Here is a 23,341-nt window from a genome sequence, read left to right on the forward strand (position 1 = left end):
CGCAGCCGCCTACCCCTCAAACTGCGGGTGCAACTGCCGGATACGGTTCATCGCCATTCCCGCCGCCGCAGTGCGCGTCTCCACCCCCAGCTTGGCAAACACGCGCTCCAGGTGCTTCTTCACCGTGGCGGGGCTGGCACCCAGAATGTCGCCGATGTCGCGGTTGATCTTGCCCTTGACCACCCAGTACAGCACCTCGGCCTCGCGTGCTGTGAGCTTGAACGACAGGCTCATGGATTCGATGATCTTGGCGTCGGACACCTCGCGCATCACCAGCAGCCAGTCACCGCCGCCCTCGCTGTCGCCTGCCTGCTGGTGCAGGCGGAAGGTGAGGCGGCGCGCGCCCTGCTCCACGGCCAGGCGGGGAGGCTCGGCCAGCGATGCAGCCAGCAGCTCGGCGGCGTTGTCGGCCAGCACGTGGCGGCGCAGCCAGGCCTGCACGGGCTCGGGCGCCCATTGGCCAAATGCGGTGGGCGCGCCATCGGACCCCACCTCGCCAAAGTAGCTTTGCAGCAGCTCGCGCGCCAGCGGGGTCTGCCACACGATGCGGCCGTCCGACGCACGCACGGTGATGCTGGCGTAGCCAAACGCATCGAGTGCATTGCGCGCCTCGCGCGCCTGGCGCGCGTCCTGGCGGGCCTTGCGGGCTGCGCCCAGGTGCACGCCCATGCGGGCCATCACCTCGCGCGGCTTGATGGGCTTGGTGACGTAGTCGATGCCGCCGGCCTCCAGCGCGGCCACCAGGTGCTCGGTCTCCGTCAGCCCGGTCATGAAGATGATGGGGATGTGCGCGGTGGCGGGGTTGGCCTTGAGCCGCCGTGCAACTTCAAACCCATCCATGCCGGGCATCATCGCGTCGAGCAAAATAATGTCGGGCAGGGCCTGCGCGGCGCGCAACAAGGCGGCCTCGCCATGCGTGGCCACCAGCACGGTGTAGCCGGATTCGTCGAGCGCGTCATGCAGCACGGCCAGGTTGTCCGGCACGTCGTCCACGATCAGCACCACGTCGCTGTCGGTGCGGTCCAACGCTGCACCGGGCGCTGCAGGCGCGTGCAAGGAAGATGGGTTGGCGGTGGTCATCAAGAGGGGGCCTGCTCCAGGATCTGGCCCATGGCATCGAACTGGAACTGCTTGGCCAGCTGCCGCATGGTGCCCACAAAAGCGCTGTGCGCGGGCTGGCTGCGCTCGATGTCGTCCAGGGTGTTGAGGATGCCACGGTAATAGCCCAGCGCCACCACCTGCGCCAGCGCCGCGAGTGCGGCGGCGTCGGGGTAGGTCAGCGGTGCGGGAGTGGCGGGCGCCGCAGTGGCTTGAGGTGCGCCGGGCAAGTGTGCGGCGGGTGGCTCTTCATACAACCATTGCAGGCCAAGACGGCGCTCCAGCCAGCCCAGCAGCTCACTGTGGCGCACGGGCTTGACGATGAAGTCCTCGGGGCGGATGTTCACGTCGTTGTCCAATGCTTTATCAAAGGCATTCGCAGACACGATGGCGCTGTGGACCTCAGGCAAATGCATCTGCCGCACGCGCCGCAGCGTCTCCCACCCATCAATGCCCGGCATGGCCAGGTCCATGAAGATCGCGTGAGGCCGGTAGCCGGTGGCCAGCAGGTCCAGCGCGTCGTGCCCGCTGGCCGCCTGGCGCAACTCAAACCCCAGGGGTTCGAGCAGTTGCACCAGCAGTTCGCGGTCGGGCTCTTCGTTGTCCACCACCAGGATGCGGCGGCGCTCGCCTGCGTAGCCCTTGCGGGCGCGCTGTGCAAGGGCAGCCAATGCGGCGGGCGGCGGGGCGGTTTTACCCAAAGCGTCGGCATGCACCTCGGGCAAGAAGAGCTTGACGTGAAACACCGAGCCCGCGCCCGGCGTGCTGGTCACCGTCAGCTCCCCGCCCATCAGTGCCGTGAGCATCTTGGCAATGGTCAGGCCCAGCCCTGCGCCAGGGGCTGCGGCGGACCCGTTACCGCCCGATCCACCGCGCGTAAACGGCTCGAAGATGCGTTCGATCTCGTCGGCGGTCAGGCCCGGCCCGGTGTCCTGCACCTCGATGCGTGCCATCTCGCGCGCATAGCGCACGCGCAGCGTGACGGTGCCGTGCGCGGTGAACTTGACGGCGTTACCCAGCAGGTTGATGAGGATCTGGCGCAGGCGCTTGTCGTCGGCGCGCACCACCTCCGGGATCACCCCCAACACATCGAACGTGAACGCCAAGCCCTTGGCGGCAGCCTGCAGCTCGAACAGGCTTGCCATCTCGTGCAGCCCGTCGGCAAAGCGCATGGGCGCTACATCCAGTGTGAGCTTGCCGGACTCGATGCGCGCGATGTCCAGCGTGCCTTCGATGAGCGACAACAAATGTTCACCTCCGCGCCGGATCACGTGCACGGCCTGCTTGCGGTGCGGGGGCACGCCTGCGTCTTCTCCCATCAGCTGCGCGTAGCCCAGAATGGAGTTCAGCGGCGTGCGGATCTCGTGGCTGATGGCGCTGATGTAGCGGCTCTTGGCCTGGTTGGCCTGGTCGGCGGCGCGCTTGGCTTCTTCGGCCACCTGGCGCGCCTGCTCGGCCACGCTGCGCGCAGTCTGCAGGGCCTCGTCGGTCTGGCGGTGCAGGTCGATCTCGCGCACCAAGAGGCCCGTCTGCCGGTTCGATTCCTCCTGGGCGACCTGGCGACTTTTGTGCGCCAGCACCAGCCACCAGGCCACGATGCCCGAGATGACCAGCAGCGCAAGATAGGCCTTGAGCAAGCCGGAGCGCAACGCCACCTCGGGGGCCGCTGCCACTTCGGTGTCCGTCATGGCCTGGGCAATCGTGTTCAGCTCCTGGTGGTAGAGCAGCCCCATCACGGCCGCGAGCAGCGGCGCAATCACCAGCATCAGCAGCAGGAAGTGGCCGAGGCCCGTGTCAAGGTAGCGCCAGACGGCACGCGGCAGCACCCACCGCAGCGCGGCAGACCACTGCACGGCCATGGTCGCATGGGGTTTACACAGGTCGCCACAGCGCGCGTCCAGCGTGCAGCACAGCGAGCAGATGGCGCCCCGGTAGGCGGGGCACTGCGCCATGTCGGGCGCCTCGTATTCGCGCTCGCAGATCACGCAGCGGTGCACCGTGAGGCGCTGGTAGCTGCCTATGTCTGAAGCCCGACCGCATGGTACGGGGCCTTGCATGGGCACAGCCACCGGCTCGCTCTGCCGTGCGATGTAGTACTTGCCCCGCGTGGCCCAGGCAATCAGCGGTACGGCCACAAACGCCACGGCCATCGCGATCACGGCCGAGAACGCCTGCGGCAGCGGGCCAAAAAACCCCAGGTGCGCGCTGATGGACACGATGGACGCCAGCGCCATCGACCCCACACCGACGGGGTTGATGTCGTACAGGTGCGCGCGCTTGAACTCGATGCCCTTGGGCGACAGGCCCAGCGGCTTGTTGATGACGAGGTCGGCCACCACGGCCATGATCCAGGCGATGGCGATGTTGGAGTACAGCCCCAGCACCTCGCCCATGGCGCGGAACACGTTCATCTCCATCAGCATGAAGGCGATGAGTGTGTTGAACACCACCCACACCACGCGCCCCGGGTGGCTGTGCGTGAGGCGCGAGAAGAAATTGGACCACGCCAGCGACCCCGCATAGGCATTGGTCACGTTGATCTTCATCTGCGAGACCACCACGAACAGCGCCGTGGCCGCCACCGCCCAGCCGTAATGCGGGAACACATACTCGTACGCCACCAGGTACATCTGGTTGGGGTCCACCGCGCGGTCCACCGGCACCATGTGGGAGATGGCCAGCCAGGCCAGCAGCGCGCCGCCCAGCATCTTGAGCACCCCCAGCACCACCCAGCCCGGCCCGCCCACCAGCACGCCCAGCCACCAGCGCCCGCGCGTGGCGGGGGTGGATGCGGGCATGAAACGCAGGTAGTCGGCCTGCTCCCCCATCTGGGTGATGAGTGCAATGCCCACCGTGAGCGCCGCACCAAACAAGGGCAACTGAAAACTCGTATGGCGCCCCGATTCACCACCGTAGTGCATCACTCCCGCAAACGCACCAGGATCGCGCAGCAGCACATAGGCAAACGGCACCACCAGCATCACCAGCCACAGCGGCTGTGTCCACACCTGCAGGCGGCTGATGGCCGACACGCCGTGCGTGACCAGCGGAACCACCACCACGGCGCAGATCAGATAGCCCCAGGTGGGCGGGATGTCGAGCGCCAGCTCCAGCGCATAGGCCATCACGGCGGCCTCCAGCGCGAAGAAAATGAAGGTGAAGCTGGCGTAGATCAGCGAGGTGAGCGTGGAGCCGATGTAGCCAAACCCCGCGCCGCGCGTGAGCAGGTCCATGTCCACCCCGTAGCGCGCCGCATACACGCTGATGGGCAGCCCCGCCAGAAAGATGATGAGCCCCGTGGCCACGATGGCCCAGAAGGCGTTGATGAAGCCGTACTGCACCAGCAGCGTGGCACCCACAGCCTCCAGGATCAGGAAGGAGGCCGCACCAAACGCCGTGTTGGCCACACGCCATTCAGACCATTTGCGAAAGCGCTGGGGCGTGTAGCGCAGCGCGTAGTCCTCCATGGTCTCGGTGGCTACCCAGCTGTTGTAGTCGCGGCGCACCTTGACGACCTGCTGGGGGGCCTGCGCATCTACGTCCTGCCCCGACGGCTGCACCGGCGCAGCATCGGCGGGAGCAAGGGGCGCAGTGGAAAGTGGCATGGGCATGGGATGACAACAAGCACTGCAGGTGCAGTTTCCATGCCACTGCGCACGCCAGCGAGCACGGCCCTGCGCCAGATGACGTATGGCGGGCACGGGGCTTGCTGCCTATGATGAAACGGCCTCAAGCAGATTTCCCGGTACACCCTGGAGTAGTACCGACTTCGTGGTCGATCAACAAGACCCGTTCGGGCTGAGCGTGCCGAAGCCTCGCGCGGCGCTTCGACAAGCTCAGCGTGAACGGATCTGTGTTTTTTGAATGCAGACAGGCATGAGACGAAACGGAACTGACTCCTCGCGTTCGACACGCTTTGTGGCCGCGCGAGTCGATGACACCAGCATTGAGTAAAACGATATGGAACTGACCCCTCGCGTTCGGCCGCCCCTGCGGTCGCGCGAGCCATTGACCCCAGCATTGAGTGAAACGACATGGAATTGACTCCTCGCGAAAAAGACAAGCTACTGATCTTTACGGCCGCCCTGCTGGCAGAGCGTCGCAAGGCCCGGGGCCTCAAGCTCAACTACCCCGAGGCCGTGGCCCTGATCAGTGCCGCCGTGATGGAAGGCGCGCGCGACGGCAAGACCGTGGCGCAATTGATGAGCGAGGGCCGCAGCGTGCTGACCCGCGCGGACGTGATGGACGGCATCGCCGAGATGATCCCGGACATTCAGGTGGAAGCCACCTTCCCCGACGGCACCAAGCTCGTCACCGTGCACCAACCCATTCTTTGATCAGCCCTCTCACAGGACCCTTCCTCATGCCGCGCACCACCGCCCACCCCAACCGATTCATCACGGCTTGCGCCCTCTGGGTATGCGCAGGCAGCGCATGGGCCCATGATGGCCACAGCCCGCACGGCAGCCACTGGCACGCCACCGATCTGTGGGGCTTTGTCGCCATGGGCCTGGTGGTCGCCCTGGCTATATGGCAAGGCCGCAAGTGACCTCACCCGGGAGAACCACATGATTCCAGGTGAACTGCTGACCGACAGCGGAGAGCACCCGCTCAACACCGGTCGTCGCACCCTCACGCTGGTGGTGCGCAACACGGGCGACCGCCCCATCCAGGTGGGCTCGCACTACCACTTTGCCGAGACCAACAACGCCCTGGGTTTTGACCGCGCAGCCGCACGCGGCATGCGGCTGAACATTGCGTCCGGCACGGCTGTGCGTTTTGAGCCCGGCCAGGAACGCACGGTGGAGCTGGTGGACTACGCGGGCGAGCGCCGGGTGTACGGCTTTCAGGGCCTGGTACACGGCGCGCTGTAAAAATTTAAGCCAAAACAGCCTATAGCGCTTATTGGATAAGCGCTAGCAGCTATCAAAAACATAGTTCTCAGTTCTCGCGGAGCACACCCATGGCAACCATTGGACGACGCGCCTACGCCGAAATGTTCGGCCCCACCGTGGGCGACCGCGTGCGCCTGGCCGACACCGAACTCATTCTCGAAGTCGAAGCCGACTACACCCTGCGCGCAGGCAGCTATGGCGAAGAGGTGAAGTTTGGCGGCGGCAAGACCATTCGCGACGGCATGGCGCAGTCCCAACGCAGCCGTGACGGCGCGGCAGGCTCGGGCCCCGCAGCAGGTGGCGCGGTCGACACCGTGCTGACCAACGCGCTCATCATTGACCACACGGGCATCATCAAGGCCGACATCGGCCTCAAGAACGGCCGCATCGCGGCCATCGGCAAAGCGGGCAACCCCGACACCCAGCCCGGCGTGGACATCATCATCGGCCCCGGCACCGAGGTCATCAGCTGCGAAGGCAACATCGTCACCGCAGGCGGCATCGACAGCCATATCCATTTCATCTGCCCGCAGCAAATCGAAGAGGCGCTGGCCAGCGGCATCACCACCATGCTCGGCGGCGGCACCGGCCCCGCCACCGGCACCCTGGCCACCACCTGCACCCCCGGCGCCTTCCACATGGAGCGCATGCTGCAGGCCGCCGATGCCTTCCCGATGAACCTGGGTTTCCTCGGCAAAGGCAACGCCAGCCTGCCGGATGCGCTGCACGAGCAGATCAGCGCAGGTGCCATTGGCCTGAAGCTACACGAAGACTGGGGCACCACGCCCAGCGCCATCAGCAACTGCCTGGACGTGGCCGAAGCCACCGACACGCAGGTGGCCATCCACAGCGACACGCTCAACGAATCGGGCTTTGTGGAGAACACCATTGCCGCCGTGGGCGGGCGCGGCATCTGCGCCTTTCATACCGAAGGCGCGGGCGGCGGCCACGCGCCGGACATCCTGCGCGTGGTGGGTGAAGACAACTTTTTGCCATCGTCCACCAACCCCACCATGCCCTACACGCACAACACGCTCGACGAGCATGTGGACATGCTCATGGTGTGCCACCACCTCGATGCATCGATAGCCGAAGACCTGGCTTTTGCCGAAAGCCGCATCCGCAAGGAGACGATCGCCGCCGAGGACATCCTGCACGACCTGGGCGCCATCAGCATGATGTCGAGTGACAGCCAGGCCATGGGACGTGTGGGCGAGGTCATCCTGCGCACCTGGCAGACCGCGCACAAGATGAAGGTGCAGCGCGGCAGCCTGCAAGGCGACAGTGCCCGCAACGACAACACGCGCATCAAGCGCTACGTGGCCAAGTACACCATCAACCCCGCCATTGCCCACGGCATCAGCCACGAGGTGGGTTCGCTCGAAGTGGGCAAGTGGGCCGACATCGTGATCTGGAAGCCCGCGTTCTTTGGCGTGAAGCCTGCGCTCATCCTCAAGGGCGGCATGATCGCCATGGCTGCGATGGGCGACCCCAATGCCTCCATCCCCACACCCCAGCCCGTGCACTACCGGCCGATGTTTGGCGCATTTGGCGGAGCGATTGCCAAAACCTCCCTCACCTTTGTCTCGCAGGCAGGTTTGGCGGCGGGCATCGTTGAGCGCTTCGGCCTGCGCAAAACGCTGAGCGCCGTGCACAACATCCGGGGCGTGCGCAAACAGCACATGGTGCACAACAGCTACACGCCCAAGATGGAAATCGACGCGCAGACCTACTCTGTGCGCGCAGATGGGCAGCTGCTCACTTGCGAGCCCGCCACCGTGCTGCCCATGGCGCAGCGCTACTTTTTGTTCTGAGGTCCACGTCCCATGAGCGCCGTATTGCAAGACCTGATGATCCGTCTGGACGACCTGAGCGATCCGCGCATTGAAGCCTTCATGCAAGAGCACCTGGTGGACATGCGCGCCGTGTCACCGCCTGAAAGCGTGCACGCGCTGGACATGGACCAGCTGCGCCAGCCGAACATCGCGTTCTGGTCTGCCTGGCTGACCGGAGCGGATGGCGACATGCTGGTGGGCACGGGCGCCCTCAAGCGGCTCGATACCAGCCACGCTGAACTCAAATCCATGCGCACCAGCACCCACTATCGCGGCCGGGGCATTGCGCGCCAAATGCTGGACCATTTGCTGCAAGAGGCCTGCGCACGCGGCTTTGCCCGCGTGACCCTGGAGACCGGTACGCAACCCTACTTCGAACCCGCGCGGCAGCTCTACCTGCAGAACGGCTTCGTCGAATGTGGCCCTTTTGCCGACTACTGCCTCGACCCCTCCAGCTTTTTCATGACCCGTGCGCTGAAAGTAAATGCATCGAACCGCGCCGAGCCCCTGGCACACAATGCGCGTTTGCCCGCTGCAACCCAAGAATCTCCATGATCCAAGCCTCCAAACTCATCCCCCAAGGCAAGGGCCTGGCCCCCATACTGGTCAAGCGCGCCACCACCATCGAGCTGGACTGGGACGTGCGCCAGAAAAGCCGCTTTGCCGCCACCGACTCCACCGGGCGCGAGCTGGGCATCTTCCTGCCGCGCGGCACGCTGGTGCGTGGCGGTGATGTGCTGGTGGCCGAAGACGGCTCCATGGTGCGCGTGATCGCCGCCCCACAGCCCGTGCTGGTCATCACGCACTGCAAGAACCACGGCACCGCGTTTGACCTGACCCGCGCCGCCTACCACCTGGGCAACCGCCATGTGCCCATCGAGCTGCAGCCCGACCACCTCAAGATCGAGCCCGACCACGTGCTGGCAGACATGCTGCGCGCCATGCACCTCATCGTGAACGAGCAAAACCTGCCATTTGAACCCGAAGGCGGTGCCTATGCTGCGGGGCATGGCGGCGGGCACCACCATGGGGGTCACGATCACGATCACGATCACGATCACGATCACGATCACGAGCATAGTCACGCGCACGATCATGGCCAAGACCACGGGCACGCTCACACAAAGGTACCGGCTGCGGCCACGCCCCCAGCCCAAGGCCGCACCGTGTCCATCCCCGTGGTGGCCCAAGGGCACGTGCACGGCCCGAACTGCAACCACGACCACTGAGCCACCGCCCATGCGCCTGGACCGCCCCGCGCCGCTGCCGGCCGCCAGCTTTTTGCAGCTGATGTGGCTGGCCTCTCCCGCGCTACCCGTGGGCGGGTTCTCGTATTCCGAAGGGCTGGAAAGCGCCATTGAAAACGCAGGCGTCGCCAGCGAAACCGCCGTGGCCGACTGGCTGCTGGACCAGCTCCACATCACCCAGGCCCGGGGCGACATGGCCCTCATCGCCAAGGCCGTGGGAGCGTGGCGGCGCGGCGACTGGGCGCACGTGCGCGAACTCAACGACTGGGTGCTGCACACCCGAGAAACCAGCGAACTGCGCCTGCAGACCGAGCAAATGGGCCGGTCCATGGCCGACTGGCTGCGCAACCAATACCAGGGCGACGAGGCCCTGATACCCGCCGTGCGCTACCTGGCCGCACTGCCCCCCACATACCCTGTGGCATTCGCGCTGGCCGCCTCCACCACCCAGGCGCCCGTGCGCGATGTTCTGCTGGCCTACGCCTTCGGCTGGGCCGAAAACATGGTGCAGGCCGCCCTCAAATCCATGCAGCTGGGCCAAAGCGCAGGCCAGCGCATCCTGGCAAAGTTGGCGGACGCAATCCCCGCCGCCGCCGACCACGCCATAGGCCTGATGGACAGCGAGCGCCAGGCCTTTTCGCCCATGCTCGCCATCTTGAGCGCGCAGCACGAAGTGCAATATTCAAGACTTTTCCGCTCCTAGCGCTTATCCCATATGCGCTAACAGCTATCAAATTCATAGTCCGCAAGAACCATGACGAACACACTGCACCACATCCCCCACCGCACCAAGAACCTGCCCCCTTTGCGCGTCGGCATCGGCGGCCCCGTGGGCTCCGGCAAGACCACCCTGCTGGAGATGCTCTGCAAAGCCATGCGCGACGACTACGACCTCATCGCCATCACCAACGACATCTACACCAAGGAAGACCAGCGCCTACTCACGGTGAGCGGCGCCCTGCCCGCCGAGCGCATCCTGGGCGTGGAAACCGGCGGCTGCCCCCACACCGCCATCCGCGAGGACTGCTCCATCAACCTGGAGGCCATCGACCGCATGTTGGGCGAGTTTCCCAACGCCGACATCGTGTTTGTGGAAAGCGGCGGCGATAACCTGGCCGCCACCTTCAGCCCCGAGCTCTCGGACCTCACCATCTACGTGATCGACGTGGCCGCCGGCGAAAAAATCCCCCGCAAGGGCGGCCCCGGCATCACCAAGAGCGATCTGTTCATCATCAACAAGACCGACTTGGCCCCCCACGTGGGCGCCAACCTGGACGTGATGCACGCCGACACCACCCGCATGCGCACCAACGCCCAGGGCCTCAAGCCCTTTGTGATGACCAACCTGAAAACCCTGGCAGGCGTGGCCGATGTGGTGAAGTTCATCGAGACGCGGGGCATGCTGAAAAAACAAGCACCCGCAGTCGGCTAGAATTCGCGCCTTCCCCCCGGAGACTTGGGTGAGTGGTTTAAACCAGCAGTCTTGAAAACTGCCGACGGGCAACCGTCCGTGAGTTCGAATCTCACAGTCTCCGCCACGGACCCAGCATCCATGCGGGTTTCAAGGCGATTCACCCCACCTACCCGCCATGCAACCCTCCAAAGACTGGTCGGGTTGAATGTCCAAGAAAAAAGCCCCGACGATGGGGCTTTGTTGTTTCTGGGGTCTGGGTCGTTGAAAACCCGCATCCCTCACGCGCGCGCGATGCTTGCAGCATTGGTCTTGCAATCCTCCAAGCATCAGCCGCGCGCCGCCTTGCCGTCACCTACCGGCCTGACGACGGACCCGGCCCCTCGCGCGCGCGTAGGGCCTCGGAAAACTCAAACCGCCCGGTACACCTGCTCGACGTACCCCACCACCCGGAACCCGCCCGCATCCCCGGCGCCCACTCCGCGCCAGCCACCCCGGCCTGAGTCGTCCACGCTCAGAGCCCCGTCGATACCGCGCGCGAACCGGCGGCAGCCCATCCACGCCACGCCGTCGTGCGTCATGGCTTCGACAAGGTAGAGCCCGTCCCGACCGATGCGGTCGCAGTCGAAGTCCACGCGCATCACATCGTCCGCATCAACCGCAGCGCCGTAGGCACACAGGCCAGCGGGCACCAGCGCCACGCCACATAGGCGGGATGGTGCGGCAGCGTTGCGGGTTGTCACGCGGGTTTGGCTGGTCGTTGCAATCAGGTTCATTGGGGGCTCCTTTTGGGTTGCTGCGCATCGCAGTGCCTCCAGTTTCCTGTGCATCGGCCCGGCTGGCCTCATGCCCCTTTATCCAGCTCAGTTGCCCAGACAACCCAAACGATTGACCCCGGCAAATGTGCCCCACTCGTCCCGGTCAACCACCCCACAGGCGGCCCGCGGTAGGCCAGTCAACCAAAGCGATTGACTCGGGTCAGCACAACAAAATCACGCCCTGTAGCGCACCCACAACAGCGGCCGAACCGAAACCTAGGTTTCATCCCTCGCGCGCGCGTACTTGTGTCGAAATTCCCCGCCGCCCACAAAAAAGCCCCACGAATGGGGCGTTGTGTATGGCTACTGCGTCAGGGGCTCATGGCCCGCAACCTCATGGCGGCCAGCCGTTCTCTCTCTGCAGCAATCCGCATGGCCCGGGCCTGCGCCATCTCGTTGTCTGCTTCCATGCGGGCGGCTCTGGCACGTTCGCGCATCTCTTCCAGCTTCTGGCGCTCGGTCTGCATCTGCGACACCTGCGCCCGCGCCACGTCAACCGGCGATGGCTCGTGAAGCGATGCGATGGCCTCGTCTACCGTGGCGGCCTCAGACAGCCGTTGCATCTGGGTGCGGGTATCGACCGCGGGCATGTTGTCCAGCGGGTCAACCGGCGCCAGTGGTGCCACGGCTGGCAGGTCCAAGGGCTGCGCAGGCATCGGCCCTGCTACCCCATTGAGCCCCGGCCCGGCGTCCACCATCGGCGCCCCCTGCCACCATGACCCATCATCTGCCGGTGCCAATGCCGGTGCCAGTGGCTGGGGCTGCGCGTCCACACTCGCGGCAGCGTTGACCATGGCAGCACCAGCGCCGGGGCTCAGGGCGGTTTTGGTGGCGGCCATCTCCAGCACCGCCGGGGATGTCACGGCCTTGGCGCCAGCGTTCGCCAGTGCTGGCACTGCCAGTGCGCCCATCAGTGGCAAGGGCTGCCCGGCCGCCGCAGCCACCACCCCGCCAGCGATACCACTGCCCAAACCGATCTGCGCCGCCGCTGGTGCCGTGCCAGATGGATTGGCAAAGATGCGCCCACCCTCCCGGCGGGAGTCGGCCACGGCTGCGAACTGCTGCAGCTTTTCAATCACGCCATCCACATCAGTGCGGCCGAAAAGGGTCTGGCGCGCCGTGGGGCTCATCTTGGACAGGTTCGTGAGAAACGTCTCCGCGCTGAATGCGTCACCTACCGCGTTCTGCTGCCCCGGGGTAGCGCGTCCAAGGCGTTGCAACAGGGCTGCGCTCACCTCCCGGCGTTCCTGCATCGGCAGAGCGCTGATAACCCGCTTGGCGATGGTGTCGCCTTCGGCAGTGCCAGCCACCGCAGCCGCGAACACCTTTTCGGGGCTGTCCTTCGTCACGATGCCGGACAGCTCCTCCAGCCGCCCCAACTGGGTTTTGGTGAACTGGTTTGACCACTGCCACGCGGCTTCCGCCTCCGGCCCGGCGTTCTTGGCGGCCACGCCCAAATCGTCGGACAGGGCGCCGTACAGTGCCGACCATTTCGACCGGGGCACATCAGACACAAACGATGCGTCTGCCAGCTCGTTGCCGACCAACGTGCGTAGCTTCTTGATGGCCTCATAGGGCAGCCCCACCGCCTGCGCAGCCACGTCATCAGCAGCCCCGGCCGTGACCTTCGCCGCCTCGTCCAAATCGGCCAGCAGTGCGCGTTCGATGCCGCCTATCTTGGCGTTCTTGAACATCGCGGACAGGTTCACCGCGCCGTCAATGTCAGCATTCAGCGCTGCCAGAGCGTTGCGCGTGTTCTCGACGGATACGGTCGCTTCTGACGGGATGTGCTTGTCCAAGTTGCGATACAGGCGCCGCTGAACCTCCTTGATGCCCTGTTTGAAGGCACCCAGCCCGCGTACGATGGCATCGCCCGCATTGGCAGCGCTGGCACTTGGCGCCAGTTCATCAGACAGTTGCTGTACCGCCTTTGCCAAGTCGTCGGCCTGCTTGTTCGCGTACTCGCCCATGACTCCAGCGCCGCCCGGTGTCTTGGACAAAAGCGACTCCGTGGCCCGGACAAAGCGCCCGCCCGTGGCCTGTCCCAGCGTAGGCGATGTGCCTGCCCCCTTGAACGTCTCCACGGTATCGGCCACGGCCTGCCGCCCAGCTTCGCCGCCACGGATGGCACCACGGACCGCAGCTCCACCCAGCGCAGGCAGCACGGACGGCGCCAGCGCTCCGGCGATACCTGCCGCCACCTGAGCCCCAGTCCCGCCTCCTTCTTCGCGCACGATTCCAGCAGCACCCGACCCAGTGGCAGCGCTTGTGACCTGTAGCCCCGGCCCGGCTGCCAGAGCGTTGCCAACCCCCTTTGCGACCGCTCCGCCGGTCTGTGCCAGTGCCTTGCCAGCACCCACAAAGCCACCTGCGCCCGCCATGGCTGCGGCCACATCGCCCACGACTCGCTCGGTCGCGTTCTGGGGCTCAGGCAGCCCCGCGCCGGTCATCAGGTCATTGATGGATGCCCCGGCCTTCTTGAACCGGAACCCGTTACCCTCGCCGCGCAGCTTGTCCAAGCCAGCATTGATGGGGCCGGTAATCGCATCCGATGCCATGACAGGAATGGCAGCCAGCCCATTGACCCCGGCCCGTGCGGTAAGCCCCACCTGCCGCAGCAGCTCACGGCCCATCGATGGCTTGCCCTTGGGCTTATCGGCCACAGCATTGGCCCGTGGGGGCTCTTTGGCTTCGGGCTGGGCCACTGGGTAGGCTTTTGGCAGTTCGCCACCTCCTGCGGCCTTTTGGCTGGCCTGCTGGGGCTTGTCACCCAACCTGCCCACCACTTGCTCGGCATATTCAAGGGTTGTGGGTGCCTTGGGGTTGCGCGGGTCAGATACCGCCACGCCCTTCTTTGCCTTGTCCTGCCCACCCGGCCCGCCGTAGTAGCCCACCGCAGTCAAAGCCGGGTCGCCGCCCACACGTTCGGCCATGGCCTTGATGTAGCGCACCCCGGCGCGCGCGTTGTGTATGGGGTCGTCAATGTCCCACCCCTTATCCGCAACTTCCCGAAACGTCCCCGGCAGTATCTGCATCCCGCCCACGGCGCCCGCGTTGGATGTGGTCGTGTTCTTGCCGGACCCCGACTCCTGCGCGTAGATGCTGCGTGCCACGTCGGCCAAAGTGCCGGATACACCCTCCGCAGCGAGCGCCGCGTCCATAGGGGAGACCTTAGGGTATTCGTCCCACCACTTACCGCTCATGGCTTCCTCCGAATCGACCCATCAGGGGCAGTAAACAAGGCACCAGACGGCAGCGCATCAAGCTCTGCGCGGCTGCTCACCTTGGGGGCTGCCATGGCAGGCGCGGGCGGCTGCGCACCTGTGGCTGGTGCCTTGTCGCTGTGTTTCAGGTTGAAGGCTTCACGTAACCGATCTTTCGCGCCGTTGCTGTATTCGATGATCTTTCCAAGGCTGGCGCGGAACTGTTCGATGCTCTGCGCCTGCGACAGCGCCGCGAGATTGGCCTCCAGTCGCTTGCCCTCAGCGTCAGAGACAGCACCCAGCGCGCCGCCGGTCTTGCTGGCGTCGCGCATGGCTTGCAGCACGCCAAAGCCCACTTGAGACTTGAGCGTTTCAAGGAGTGCCTGAGCGTTGGCAGCGTCGCCGCCGGGGATGTTGGGGAACTTGCCTTGTATGCCCACAATGCCCTTGAGACCCGGATGGCTCAAAAGCTCGTTGGCACCTGCCGCTAGTCGGTTGAGGCTGTCACTGGTGCCAGCGAGCTGCGCCGTGTCGGCATTGAAGGCGCCCGAAATTTTTTGATCCGCAGGGCCGCCGGGGATGGCCTGTAGGTTGCCGTCTGGTGTCTCCCGGTATCCGGCTGGCACCTTGCTGCCGGACTTGCCCTCCAGCTTCGCCAGAGCAAGCTCGACAGCCTGAGCGCGCCGGGCTGTATCGGCATCAGAGCGAACTTGTGCAATCTGCTGCTTGGTGTCGTTCTGCATCAGCGTCACAGGGCTCTCAAAACCCTCCTCCACGGCAGCGCGCACGATGCTTTCAGGGTCGCGTGTGAACCTGAGCTTGTCGCGTTCTTTTTCAACGCGCTGGCGTCTCATGCCTTCATCAAAAACGGCCTGCTGCTCAGGCGTCAGGGGCTCGTCTCCCATGATGGGCTCGGCATATCTGGCGCCCAGTGCCTCCGCGGCATTGGCATCAAGCCTGCCTGAGATGGCTTGGTTCTTCATGGTGCGTTGCTGCTCTAACTTACCGGTTTCGGCTGCGTCGGTCTGGCGCGCCCAATCTGCCTTGAGCTTCATCTCAAACAGCAGCTCTTCCCGCCGGTCCATGATGGATGTGCGGCGTTTTTGTTCTGCATCCCGGTTTGCAATGGCTTGGTCTGCCAGTTGACCTACGGCCTGCGCGCTGCCGGTCAGTGCGCCCGCGAAAAGTAATCCTGTGCCCATGTGTTCCTCCTTGGGTGGATGGGGGTTGTTGTTGGTGTGGTGCTGGGGCTGGTCATCGATCTACATCCGCATGACCTCCCATCCGCGTTGACCACGGGCAGCGAGCGCATCAGCCACCCAGCCATCGGCCGCGGCTCGCTGGGTGCCCTTGGGCTTCTCACTGCTGGGCACCCACTCGCCCAGCTCCTCGCACCACTGCCCGGCCGCCATGTCGTCATCACGGATGCGGGCAAAGGTCTGGTCGTGGTCGTCGTCTGGTGTTGGTGCTGGCGCAGGCGCGTCGTCGGCCGCTCGGACTTGGGCCTCGCAGCTCGGCCGCTCTGCCGGGGAAATTGGCGCTTGAGATGGGGCGAAACCTACACAGGATAGGTTTCGATCTTTTTGGGGCTTGAAACCTAGGTTTCGATCTTCCGCAGTCTTTTTGCCTTTGCTCGTGAAGACATCAGCCATGGTGCGCAGCTTCTTGGACGGTTTCGCCACCTCCACCCCAAGGGCCTGCGCGAAGGGCTCAGGATCGCGCTCTATGGCCCCGCGCGCGGCCGCCCATGCCCCACTCCTCATGATGGGATCGCTGATCGCGTTCAGGCGTTGCAGCACGGCCGCAGCGAGCGCCGCCCGGCTGGTCCCATCGATGCGCGCGGCCTTCTTGAGCCCGAAGGATCGCCCGACCTCGCGGTAGAAGGCGTCTCGCATCTTCGCCAGCTCCGCCCGCGCCACCAGCGCAGAGCCGACCATGCGGCCATCGACCAGCGGCAGCACCAGCACATGGCAGTGGGGTGCGGCCTCGTCGTGGTGAACGTCAGCACTGAGGATGTGACCAGCCCCGAACCGGCGTTCGACCCATTCCACGCACGCGACGAAGTACCGGCCGGTGTCTATCTGAGTGTCAGGTGGCAGGCTGAACAGCAGCTCGACGGCCTGCGCGTAGTCCTTGCGCAGCTTGTCCACGGCCACGCCAGCCGCCGCCATGGTGGACAGCGCCAGCGCCGCCACCGTATCAGGCGTTGACGGCCCGCGCAGGTGCTGGTTCAGGTGCGACAGCGCCGGGTCTATGTTGGCCCGTGCGCCGCGCTCGTTCTGACTGGCGCGCATGTTGTGGCGCGCCGCCATGACGATACTGGAAGGCTTGCGCCCGCCCCTCGTTGACATCCCGATGGTGCCAACGGAAAAAAACAGGCTACTCGCCACCCTGTTCTGATCCCAGCAGGGAACGGACCCGCGCAAGGTTCTTGGGCTCCGGCGCCACCCAGTAGCGTTTTACCGGCGTGTAACCGCGAGCCCCACGGGTGGGCACCCGCTCCCACTCGTCAAGAATCACGATGCCCTTTTTTCGCAGTTGCGACACCGTGCTGTTCAGGCAGTGGTCGCCGATGCGTTCAGCCTCAAATCGGTTGAGCGAATCGTGGGTCAGAGCCCGCAAAACGTCTTCCTCTTTGGTAGGCACCGCGGTACACTTTGCGTGTGTTTCGGTGGCCGTGTCTGTGTCGAGCAGCGCGGCCATTTTTTGTGCTTCGGTCATGTGGCACCCCTCAGCTTGGGGAGTGCGAGCGAATCCACTGGCGCACGTCGCCAGCTCGCCATGCGACAACACCCGGCAGCGGCCGAATAGGCTTCGGAAAGTCGGCATCCAACAGCCGATAGAAGCTAGACCGGGATACACCCAGCAGGCCGGGTTTGCCGGGCTTGTTGGTCAATTGCGAGACACGCAACAAGGCGTCGTCGTTGAGGGTTTCAGCGTTCATGGGACTCCTTTTTCCGGCATCGCGTCACAAACGCGCGATGCATCCCATGTAGGGTCCTCGTGTTCCTTGTAATAAATAAACGCCTGATATTCCCCCGCTCCGGTGCTTGTGCTGGCGCTGCCATTACAGGCGCCTTGCCTACTCCTTCAGCACCCCTCGGCCTCTTCCCTTGCGGCTTCCATCGCCTTCGCCCGTCCTTGGTAGTAAAGCGCCGGGATGTTCTTTTTATCCAGCATGGCCCGACTCTCACGCATCCCCAGCACCCGCGCCGTGTCCCTCAGCAGTGCCTCGACAGCCGCCGTCACTCCCAGCCCATCACGATCCATGCGCCGCGTCACGGCCTGATATGTGACCACGTCGAACCCTACCGGCCACAGCCTCTTACGCCCGCGCGTCTCCGCTTTTTTGCTCTGGTATTGCGCCAGCATCCCGCCCGGCTTGCCTCTTGGATTGCTTCGCCCCTTTGGCCTGCCCACCGGCCGCACAGAATCCCGCAGCACGACCAGCGCCAGCACCTCCCGCAAGCCGTGCGCCAGCTCCTCGGCATCCTCCAGTGACAAGCGCCCCGCGCTGTACTCTGCCTCCACCCATGCCGCCCGCTCCTCGATCTTTTCGAGTGCCGCAACAGTCGCTATTGGCAGGCGCCGCCGCTTCATGCCCCCGCCCTCATCGCCACCACGTTATCGGCTGGCACCTCTACGCGCGCCACGAATGCGGCCCACTCGGTCATCATCCGGCGTCGCTTGTCGAACAGGTCCGATCTGAAATAGGCGGCTTCGGTCTTGTCGCCGCGCACATGGGCGAGTGCGGCCTCCACCACGTCGCGCGGGTAGCTGGTGCGCTCGCCCGCCCAGTCCCGGAAAGTGGAGCGCAGGCCGTGCGGAACAGCCAGACGGCCCGCCGCGTCCTTGTAGCCCATGCGCCGCATGAGTTGGCTCATGGTCGCGTCGGACAGCTCGCCGCCGCGCACTGACGTAAACACCAGCTCGCTGCCCTCCATCCGTGGCGCCTTTGACAACAGCGCCAAGGCTGCATCGGACAAGGGGACTCGATGCTCCTTGCCGGCCTTCATACGCTCCTTTGGCAGCACCCACACCCCGGCCTTCATGTCGATTTCCGACCACGTGGCGCCGCGCACCTCGCCTGATCGCGCGGCCGTCAGTAAAGCGAATTCCAGAGCCAGCGCCCCGACTCCTTGATGCTGGCGAAGGTCCCGCAGGAAGGCACCCACCTCGCGCAGCATGACAGCCGGATGGTTCTCGCCCGCCTGAACCTTGGACGGCTTGGGGAGGAGCTTGTCCAAGTTGCCGCGCCACGTCGCCGGGTTCTCGCCCGACCGATGGCCCCGCACCTTGGCCCAATCAAGCACCAGCTCCATACGGCTGCGCAGCCGGGATGCCGTTTCGTTCTTCGTTGCCCAAATGGGTTCAAGCACTCGCAGGACGTGGGGCAGATTAATGTCCTTCACGTTCATCTTGCCGATGATAGGGTGGGCATACGTGGCGAGCGTGGCCTCCCACTGACTGCCATGCTTCGCGTTTTTCCAGCCGTCACGATGGGCCGCCACATAGCCCCGGGCTGCAGCCTCGAAGGTCAGCTCTTGCGCCTGCTTGGCAAGCAGCTCCGACAGCAGCGACTTTTTGTGTTCGATAGGGTCAACACCTCCAGCGATCTGGTCCCGGGTCTGCCGGGCCTTCTCATGTGCCTGCGCGAGCTTCACGGCCGGATACGGCCCCAAACCGATCTCGCGCCGCTTGGCGCCGACCTTGGCGCGCATGACCCAGCTCTTGGCGCCGCCCGGCGTCACTTGAAGGTACAGCCCCGGGACAGTGCCCACAGCGTGATACCCGGGAGCCTCCAGCCGCCCTACCTCCAGCGCCGTCAATGCCTTTGCAACCTTCGCCATCTGGCTTACCCCCCATGTAACCCGCCATAGATTCTTGGATCGCATGATACCGGGTGATACAGTCCGGGACAATAGAGCGCGCATTTTCTTTTGAAATCAACGGCTTAGGGGACACATGGGGCACGGCAGAAACGGCCCCGAGTAAGACACAGTCTCCGCCAGCACACACAAAAAAGGGCCTTCACGGCCCGTTTTCTTTTCCCGGCTTCCCGACGGACTCATCCGGCCTGACTGGCTCCCTGCCCGAGGGGTGTGAGCTCTTCGGGGCGGTAAACCGTATCGCTGTCAGCCAGCCGTATCCACAAGCCCGTGCGTTTGATGATGACGTAATCCACGCTGACCGTTCGGCCTTTATAAAGAAACTGCGCGCCAGGTTTGTACAAAATCATTGTGCTTGTGTAGTCGGCTGCTATGGCCCTGTGATGGCAGGTTTGCTGACGCCCTGTATGTTGCCCACAAATGCGCATCGCCACATTGAACAACCGCAGAAACCAATAGCGCACTCGGGCTTTCGGAAGGGCTGCAGATTCCGCAGTCTCCGAACCCGGCCCAAAAAAAAGCCCGCAGGTTGCGGGCTGAACACTTGCGCGTTGCAAGCGGGAGGGATGTCGAGGGGGAATCGACGTCTGAATGGTAGGCCGCAGAATTCGCCCGGGATGTAGGACGCTTCTGATTTTTGTGCTCGTGCACATGCGGTTACGACTGGTGACCTGTGCAGGCGCGGTATGGGCGTCAGCGACGCCCGCATCCGTTATGGTGATGGCTTGCATTCAGGAGCATGTCACTTATGAACCGACCCACCGCATGGACTCTCGCATGCAGCCTGGCACTGGGCGCCGCCCTGGCAGGCTGCGCCAGCCCCGGGCCAGCACCTGCCCCGCCCGGCAGCCCGTCTGCCACCGCACCAGCCCCGGCGCCCGCCACTGCGTGCAATGCACAGCCAGCCCAGTTTGCAGTGGGCCAGAACAGCACGGCGTCCGTCATGGAGTCCGCCCGGGTGCGCTCAGGCTCGCAAATGGCGCGCATCGTGCGGCCGGGGCAAATGGTGACCAAGGAGTTCAACGCCCAGCGCCTGAACTTGCAGGTAGACGCGAACGGCCGCATCCTGGCGGTGACCTGCGGCTGACAGGAACACCTGCTGTCTGGCGGGCCACTTTTGGGTCAGTCCGCCAGAAACAGCTCCTGCAGATCGCTCAAAAAGTCAAAACCCCTCTCCGTGGGGCGCACATGCGTGAGGCTGCGCTCGATCAGCCCCTTGCGCTCGGCGGCCTCCAAGCCCCTGGCAACAGCAGTGACGGGCAGGCCAGTGCGGTCCATGAAGTCCTGCAGCGCAAACCCATCACGCAGCCGCAAGGCGTTGAGCATGTATTCAAACGGCAGCTCGGCGCGGCGCACGTCTTCGTCCTGCGCCATGGCCCGTCCAGCCAGCGCGTTATCCATATAGCGGGCGGGTTCCCGAAAGCGCACCTGCCGCACCACCCGGTGCGCAAAGCTCAGTTTGCTGTGCGCGCCCGCACCAATGCCCAGGTAGTCGCCAAACTGCCAGTAGTTAGTGTTATGGAAACACGCATGGCCTGGCAGCGCGTAGGCTGATATTTCGTAGCGCGCCATGCCCGCCTGGCCCGTCATCTCGGTGATGCGGTCGAGCATGGCGTAGGCCTGGTCGTCCTCGGGGATGGCTGGCGGAAACTTGGCGAAGTAGGTGTTGGGCTCGATGGTGAGGTGGTAGATGGAGATGTGCGGCGGCTTGAAGGCCAATGCCGTCAACATGTCCTGCTCCAGCTCCTGCGGCGTCTGGCCCGGCAGCGCGTACATGATGTCGAGGTTGTAGGTGTCAAACGACGCGGCGGCCTCTTCCACCGCCGCCATCGCCTGGGCGCGGTCATGCACGCGGCCCAGGGCCTTGAGGTGCTGGTCGTTGAAGCTTTGCACCCCCACCGACAGGCGCGTGACACCGGCCGCGCGGAAGGCGCGAAAGCGGTCTTTCTCGAACGTGCCGGGGTTGGCCTCCAGATTGATTTCGCAGTCGGGCGCAAGGAGCAGGCGGGCGCGGATGTCGCCGATCAGCCGGTCAATGGCGGCTGGTGAAAACAGGCTGGGCGTGCCACCGCCGATGAAGATGCTGTGCACCGTGCGGCCCCAGATGAGCGGCAGCGCGGCCTCCAGGTCGGCCATCAGCGCGTCGATGTAGCGCTGCTCGGGAACCCCTGCATTGCCAGCCGCATCCCCGCCACCTTCGCGATACTCATGCGAGTTGAAGTCGCAGTACGGGCATTTCTTGAGGCACCACGGCAGGTGCACATAAAGCGACAACGGTGGCAGGCTTTGCAACTGCAGCAGGCCAGGGCGCATGTAGTGCTGGATGTCGCGCACCACGGCGGGTTCGGCCTCTGCCTGCGGCGTGATCGGAATATGAACCACGTTCAGTGCCCCTCTTACAGCCAGCGTTCACGCATCAGCGCCAGCATTTGCGCGGCCGAGCGGCCCCGGTGGCTGTGGGCGTTCTTCACTTCCACAGGCAGCTCGGCAAAGGTCTTGCCGAATTCGGGGATGAACATCACAGGGTCAAAACCAAATCCGTTGCTGCCCCGGGGTTCGGTGGTGATCTCGCCCACCACCCGGCCCACGGCAATCAGCGGCTCCGGGTCTTGCGGGCTGCGCACGGCAACCAGGGTGCTGACCATGGCGGCGCGGCGGTTGGCGACGCCCTGCAACTTCTCCAGCAGGGCGCGCACGTTGTTGTCGTCGCTCTTCTCGTAGCCAAACTGGGTGCAGTAGTAGGCGGTATCGACGCCCGGCAGGCCGCCAAAGGCATCCACACACATGCCGGCGTCATCCGCCAAGGCGGGCAGGCCGGTGTGGGCCGAGGCAAAGCGGGCTTTGGCCAAGGCATTCTCCACAAACGTGCGAAATGGCTCTTCGGCCTCACCCACGCCCAGGTCGGCCTGGCGAACCAACTCGACCCCGAGTGGCGCGAACATGGACTGCAGCTCGGCCAGCTTGCCACGGTTGTTGGATGCTAGAACGATTTTCATGATTCAAATTGGCATCTAGCGCTTATCCAGCAAGCGCAAGCAGCTATCAATTAGTGAGTATCAGCGGGTTACGGGGTTTGCAGCAGCGCCCGCTGCTGCAACTGCACCAGCTCTGCGATGCCTTTTTCGGCCAGCGTGAGCAATTGGTCCATCTCCGCCCGGTTAAACGCCACGCCTTCGGCCGTGCCCTGCACTTCCACAAAGTGGCCTGCGCCCGTCATCACCACGTTCATGTCCGTGTCGCAGTCCACGTCTTCCACATATTCAAGATCCAGCAGCGGCGTGCCCTGCACGATGCCCACCGAGATGGCTGCCACCGGCTGCACCAGGGGGGACTGCGTGATCTTGCCGCTGGCCAGCAGCTGGTTGACCGCATCCTGCGCTGCCACCCAGGCGCCGGTGATGGCAGCGGTGCGGGTGCCGCCATCGGCCTGGATCACGTCGCAATCGAGCTGGATGGTGCGCTCGCCCAGCAGCTTGAGGTCAAACACGGCCCGCATGCTGCGGCCGATGAGGCGCTGGATCTCTTGCGTGCGGCCGGTCTGCTTGCCGCGCGCGGCCTCGCGGTCACTGCGGGTGTGGGTGGCGCGAGGCAACATGCCGTATTCGGCCGTGACCCAGCCCTCGCCGCTGCCGCGCTTGTGGGGCGGCACGCGCTCTTCCACCGAGGCGGTGCACAGCACCTTGGTGTTGCCGAACTCGATCAGCACCGAGCCCTCGGCGTGCATGGTGTAGTGGCGGGTGATGCGCACGGGGCGCAGCTGGTTGGCAGCGCGGTCGCCGGTGCGTTTAAAGGTCATAGCGTTCTTTCTTGATTCGTAGCGCAATCTATGCAACTGGCGCGCCCCCGGCCAGGGCCACCGCGCAAGGGCCGCCCCTCCGCGCTGGTGGCGTTCCCCTCCCCGGCGAAGCCGAGAGGAGGGGGAAGGCGCGAAGCGACTCAGGGGGA

22 protein-coding genes and 1 tRNA gene are annotated in these 23,341 nt (G+C 64.9%); 10 read left to right on the forward strand and 13 right to left on the reverse strand.

Features of this window, described 5'->3' with window-relative positions; all coding sequences use genetic code 11:
- Window positions 1-9: 9 nt before the first annotated feature.
- Both KYG_RS11375 and KYG_RS11380 read right to left on the reverse strand, forming a co-directional pair.
- A complete protein-coding gene (locus tag KYG_RS11375; RefSeq protein WP_008905048.1) occupies window positions 10-1,080 on the reverse strand; it encodes a response regulator in 1,071 nt (356 codons plus the stop codon).
- Window positions 1,080-4,703: an ATP-binding protein gene (locus KYG_RS11380; RefSeq protein WP_034694342.1), complete on the reverse strand. Its 3,624-nt coding sequence runs from the start codon at window positions 4,701-4,703 to the stop codon at window positions 1,080-1,082. Before KYG_RS11380 ends, KYG_RS11375 begins: the two co-directional genes overlap by 1 nt.
- Before the next feature lie 429 nt (window positions 4,704-5,132).
- Between KYG_RS11380 and KYG_RS11385 the strand changes: the two genes are divergently transcribed.
- From KYG_RS11385 to KYG_RS11425, 9 genes are all read left to right on the forward strand, one after another.
- Entirely contained in the window at window positions 5,133-5,435 is a 303-nt protein-coding gene (locus tag KYG_RS11385; RefSeq protein WP_008905050.1) for an urease subunit gamma, read from the forward strand.
- 26 nt (window positions 5,436-5,461) lie between these two features.
- The gene (locus tag KYG_RS11390; RefSeq protein WP_008905051.1) at window positions 5,462-5,647 is read left to right on the forward strand and encodes a hypothetical protein; all 186 of its coding nucleotides are present in this window, start codon (window positions 5,462-5,464) and stop codon (window positions 5,645-5,647) included.
- Between the two features lie 19 nt (window positions 5,648-5,666).
- Window positions 5,667-5,972, forward strand: coding sequence for an urease subunit beta (locus tag KYG_RS11395; RefSeq protein WP_008905052.1), 306 nt, complete (start codon window positions 5,667-5,669; stop codon window positions 5,970-5,972).
- Window positions 5,973-6,061: 89 nt separating this feature from the next.
- Window positions 6,062-7,807: an urease subunit alpha gene (gene ureC, locus KYG_RS11400; RefSeq protein ID WP_008905053.1), complete on the forward strand. Its 1,746-nt coding sequence runs from the start codon at window positions 6,062-6,064 to the stop codon at window positions 7,805-7,807.
- 12 nt (window positions 7,808-7,819) lie between these two features.
- Window positions 7,820-8,383 (forward strand): GNAT family N-acetyltransferase, encoded by a 564-nt coding sequence (locus tag KYG_RS11405; RefSeq protein ID WP_034694228.1) that lies wholly within the window; start codon window positions 7,820-7,822, stop codon window positions 8,381-8,383.
- Window positions 8,380-9,057: an urease accessory protein UreE gene (gene ureE, locus KYG_RS11410; RefSeq protein WP_008905055.1), complete on the forward strand. Its 678-nt coding sequence runs from the start codon at window positions 8,380-8,382 to the stop codon at window positions 9,055-9,057. The genes KYG_RS11405 and ureE overlap by 4 nt, the downstream gene beginning before the upstream one ends.
- A 10-nt stretch (window positions 9,058-9,067) precedes the next feature.
- Complete coding sequence (locus KYG_RS11415) at window positions 9,068-9,778, forward strand: urease accessory protein UreF (protein WP_008905056.1); 711 nt, start codon at window positions 9,068-9,070, stop codon at window positions 9,776-9,778.
- 51 nt (window positions 9,779-9,829) lie between these two features.
- Complete coding sequence (gene ureG, locus KYG_RS11420) at window positions 9,830-10,507, forward strand: urease accessory protein UreG (RefSeq protein WP_008905057.1); 678 nt, start codon at window positions 9,830-9,832, stop codon at window positions 10,505-10,507.
- Window positions 10,508-10,525: 18 nt separating this feature from the next.
- Window positions 10,526-10,613: transfer RNA gene (locus tag KYG_RS11425), tRNA-Ser, on the forward strand.
- A gap of 283 nt (window positions 10,614-10,896) precedes the next feature.
- On the opposite strand, the gene KYG_RS11430 is transcribed toward KYG_RS11425, so the two are convergent.
- The 8 genes from KYG_RS11430 to KYG_RS11460 all read right to left on the reverse strand — a co-directional run bounded on the left by KYG_RS11430 (window position 10,897) and on the right by KYG_RS11460 (window position 19,357).
- Entirely contained in the window at window positions 10,897-11,262 is a 366-nt protein-coding gene (locus tag KYG_RS11430) for a hypothetical protein (protein WP_008905058.1), read from the reverse strand.
- Window positions 11,263-11,615: 353 nt separating this feature from the next.
- Window positions 11,616-14,507 (reverse strand): lytic transglycosylase domain-containing protein, encoded by a 2,892-nt coding sequence (locus KYG_RS23305; RefSeq protein WP_085942559.1) that lies wholly within the window; start codon window positions 14,505-14,507, stop codon window positions 11,616-11,618.
- Window positions 14,504-15,709: a hypothetical protein gene (locus KYG_RS23310; RefSeq protein WP_008905060.1), complete on the reverse strand. Its 1,206-nt coding sequence runs from the start codon at window positions 15,707-15,709 to the stop codon at window positions 14,504-14,506. The genes KYG_RS23305 and KYG_RS23310 overlap by 4 nt, the downstream gene beginning before the upstream one ends.
- A 60-nt stretch (window positions 15,710-15,769) precedes the next feature.
- Window positions 15,770-16,858 (reverse strand): plasmid recombination protein, encoded by a 1,089-nt coding sequence (locus KYG_RS11445; RefSeq protein WP_139019367.1) that lies wholly within the window; start codon window positions 16,856-16,858, stop codon window positions 15,770-15,772.
- Window positions 16,859-16,886: 28 nt separating this feature from the next.
- Window positions 16,887-17,228 (reverse strand): hypothetical protein, encoded by a 342-nt coding sequence (locus tag KYG_RS11450; protein WP_008905062.1) that lies wholly within the window; start codon window positions 17,226-17,228, stop codon window positions 16,887-16,889.
- Window positions 17,229-17,238: 10 nt separating this feature from the next.
- Window positions 17,239-17,451, reverse strand: coding sequence for an AlpA family transcriptional regulator (locus KYG_RS23795; RefSeq protein WP_008905063.1), 213 nt, complete (start codon window positions 17,449-17,451; stop codon window positions 17,239-17,241).
- Between the two features lie 146 nt (window positions 17,452-17,597).
- Window positions 17,598-18,107 carry a hypothetical protein gene (locus KYG_RS11455; protein WP_008905064.1) on the reverse strand — a complete coding sequence of 170 codons (510 nt, stop codon included), beginning with the start codon at window positions 18,105-18,107 and terminating at the stop codon, window positions 17,598-17,600.
- Complete coding sequence (locus KYG_RS11460; protein ID WP_008905065.1) at window positions 18,104-19,357, reverse strand: site-specific integrase; 1,254 nt, start codon at window positions 19,355-19,357, stop codon at window positions 18,104-18,106. Before KYG_RS11460 ends, KYG_RS11455 begins: the two co-directional genes overlap by 4 nt.
- A gap of 787 nt (window positions 19,358-20,144) precedes the next feature.
- On the opposite strand from KYG_RS11460, the gene KYG_RS11465 reads away from it, so the two are divergent.
- Window positions 20,145-20,483 (forward strand): I78 family peptidase inhibitor, encoded by a 339-nt coding sequence (locus KYG_RS11465; protein WP_008905067.1) that lies wholly within the window; start codon window positions 20,145-20,147, stop codon window positions 20,481-20,483.
- Window positions 20,484-20,518: 35 nt separating this feature from the next.
- On the opposite strand, the gene hemW is transcribed toward KYG_RS11465, so the two are convergent.
- The 3 genes from hemW to rph form a co-directional block, all read right to left on the reverse strand.
- Window positions 20,519-21,778, reverse strand: a complete 1,260-nt coding sequence (gene hemW, locus KYG_RS11470) for a radical SAM family heme chaperone HemW (protein WP_008905068.1) — start codon at window positions 21,776-21,778, stop codon at window positions 20,519-20,521.
- A 14-nt stretch (window positions 21,779-21,792) separates the two neighbouring features.
- Window positions 21,793-22,392 (reverse strand): RdgB/HAM1 family non-canonical purine NTP pyrophosphatase, encoded by a 600-nt coding sequence (gene rdgB / locus KYG_RS11475; RefSeq protein WP_008905069.1) that lies wholly within the window; start codon window positions 22,390-22,392, stop codon window positions 21,793-21,795.
- 68 nt (window positions 22,393-22,460) lie between these two features.
- Window positions 22,461-23,192: a ribonuclease PH gene (rph, locus tag KYG_RS11480; RefSeq protein WP_008905070.1), complete on the reverse strand. Its 732-nt coding sequence runs from the start codon at window positions 23,190-23,192 to the stop codon at window positions 22,461-22,463.
- Window positions 23,193-23,341 lie beyond the last annotated feature (149 nt).

This window comes from Acidovorax sp. NO-1 (genome assembly GCF_000238595.1).
In the GTDB taxonomy this organism is placed as follows: Bacteria; Pseudomonadota; Gammaproteobacteria; order Burkholderiales; family Burkholderiaceae_C; genus Acidovorax.

Bases quoted from the DNA above. Each gene is read 5' to 3' on its own strand.
- KYG_RS11445 (WP_139019367.1), bottom strand. From the start codon at position 16,858: ATGTCAACGAGGGGCGGGCGCAAGCCTTCCAGTATCGTCATGGCGGCG.
- KYG_RS11460 (WP_008905065.1), bottom strand. From the start codon at position 19,357: ATGGCGAAGGTTGCAAAGGCATTGACGGCGCTGGAGGTAGGGCGGCTG.
- rph (WP_008905070.1), bottom strand. From the start codon at position 23,192: ATGACCTTTAAACGCACCGGCGACCGCGCTGCCAACCAGCTGCGCCCC.
- KYG_RS23795 (WP_008905063.1), bottom strand. From the start codon at position 17,451: ATGAACGCTGAAACCCTCAACGACGACGCCTTGTTGCGTGTCTCGCAA.
- KYG_RS23305 (WP_085942559.1), bottom strand. From the start codon at position 14,507: ATGAGCGGTAAGTGGTGGGACGAATACCCTAAGGTCTCCCCTATGGAC.
- KYG_RS23310 (WP_008905060.1), bottom strand. From the start codon at position 15,709: ATGGGCACAGGATTACTTTTCGCGGGCGCACTGACCGGCAGCGCGCAG.
- rdgB (WP_008905069.1), bottom strand. From the start codon at position 22,392: ATGAAAATCGTTCTAGCATCCAACAACCGTGGCAAGCTGGCCGAGCTG.
- KYG_RS11380 (WP_034694342.1), bottom strand. From the start codon at position 4,703: ATGCCACTTTCCACTGCGCCCCTTGCTCCCGCCGATGCTGCGCCGGTG.
- KYG_RS11395 (WP_008905052.1), top strand. From the start codon at position 5,667: ATGATTCCAGGTGAACTGCTGACCGACAGCGGAGAGCACCCGCTCAAC.
- KYG_RS11415 (WP_008905056.1), top strand. From the start codon at position 9,068: ATGCGCCTGGACCGCCCCGCGCCGCTGCCGGCCGCCAGCTTTTTGCAG.
- ureE (WP_008905055.1), top strand. From the start codon at position 8,380: ATGATCCAAGCCTCCAAACTCATCCCCCAAGGCAAGGGCCTGGCCCCC.
- KYG_RS11405 (WP_034694228.1), top strand. From the start codon at position 7,820: ATGAGCGCCGTATTGCAAGACCTGATGATCCGTCTGGACGACCTGAGC.
- KYG_RS11390 (WP_008905051.1), top strand. From the start codon at position 5,462: ATGCCGCGCACCACCGCCCACCCCAACCGATTCATCACGGCTTGCGCC.
- KYG_RS11375 (WP_008905048.1), bottom strand. From the start codon at position 1,080: ATGACCACCGCCAACCCATCTTCCTTGCACGCGCCTGCAGCGCCCGGT.
- KYG_RS11455 (WP_008905064.1), bottom strand. From the start codon at position 18,107: ATGAAGCGGCGGCGCCTGCCAATAGCGACTGTTGCGGCACTCGAAAAG.
- KYG_RS11450 (WP_008905062.1), bottom strand. From the start codon at position 17,228: ATGACCGAAGCACAAAAAATGGCCGCGCTGCTCGACACAGACACGGCC.
- KYG_RS11465 (WP_008905067.1), top strand. From the start codon at position 20,145: ATGAACCGACCCACCGCATGGACTCTCGCATGCAGCCTGGCACTGGGC.
- ureC (WP_008905053.1), top strand. From the start codon at position 6,062: ATGGCAACCATTGGACGACGCGCCTACGCCGAAATGTTCGGCCCCACC.
- ureG (WP_008905057.1), top strand. From the start codon at position 9,830: ATGACGAACACACTGCACCACATCCCCCACCGCACCAAGAACCTGCCC.
- KYG_RS11430 (WP_008905058.1), bottom strand. From the start codon at position 11,262: ATGAACCTGATTGCAACGACCAGCCAAACCCGCGTGACAACCCGCAAC.
- KYG_RS11385 (WP_008905050.1), top strand. From the start codon at position 5,133: ATGGAATTGACTCCTCGCGAAAAAGACAAGCTACTGATCTTTACGGCC.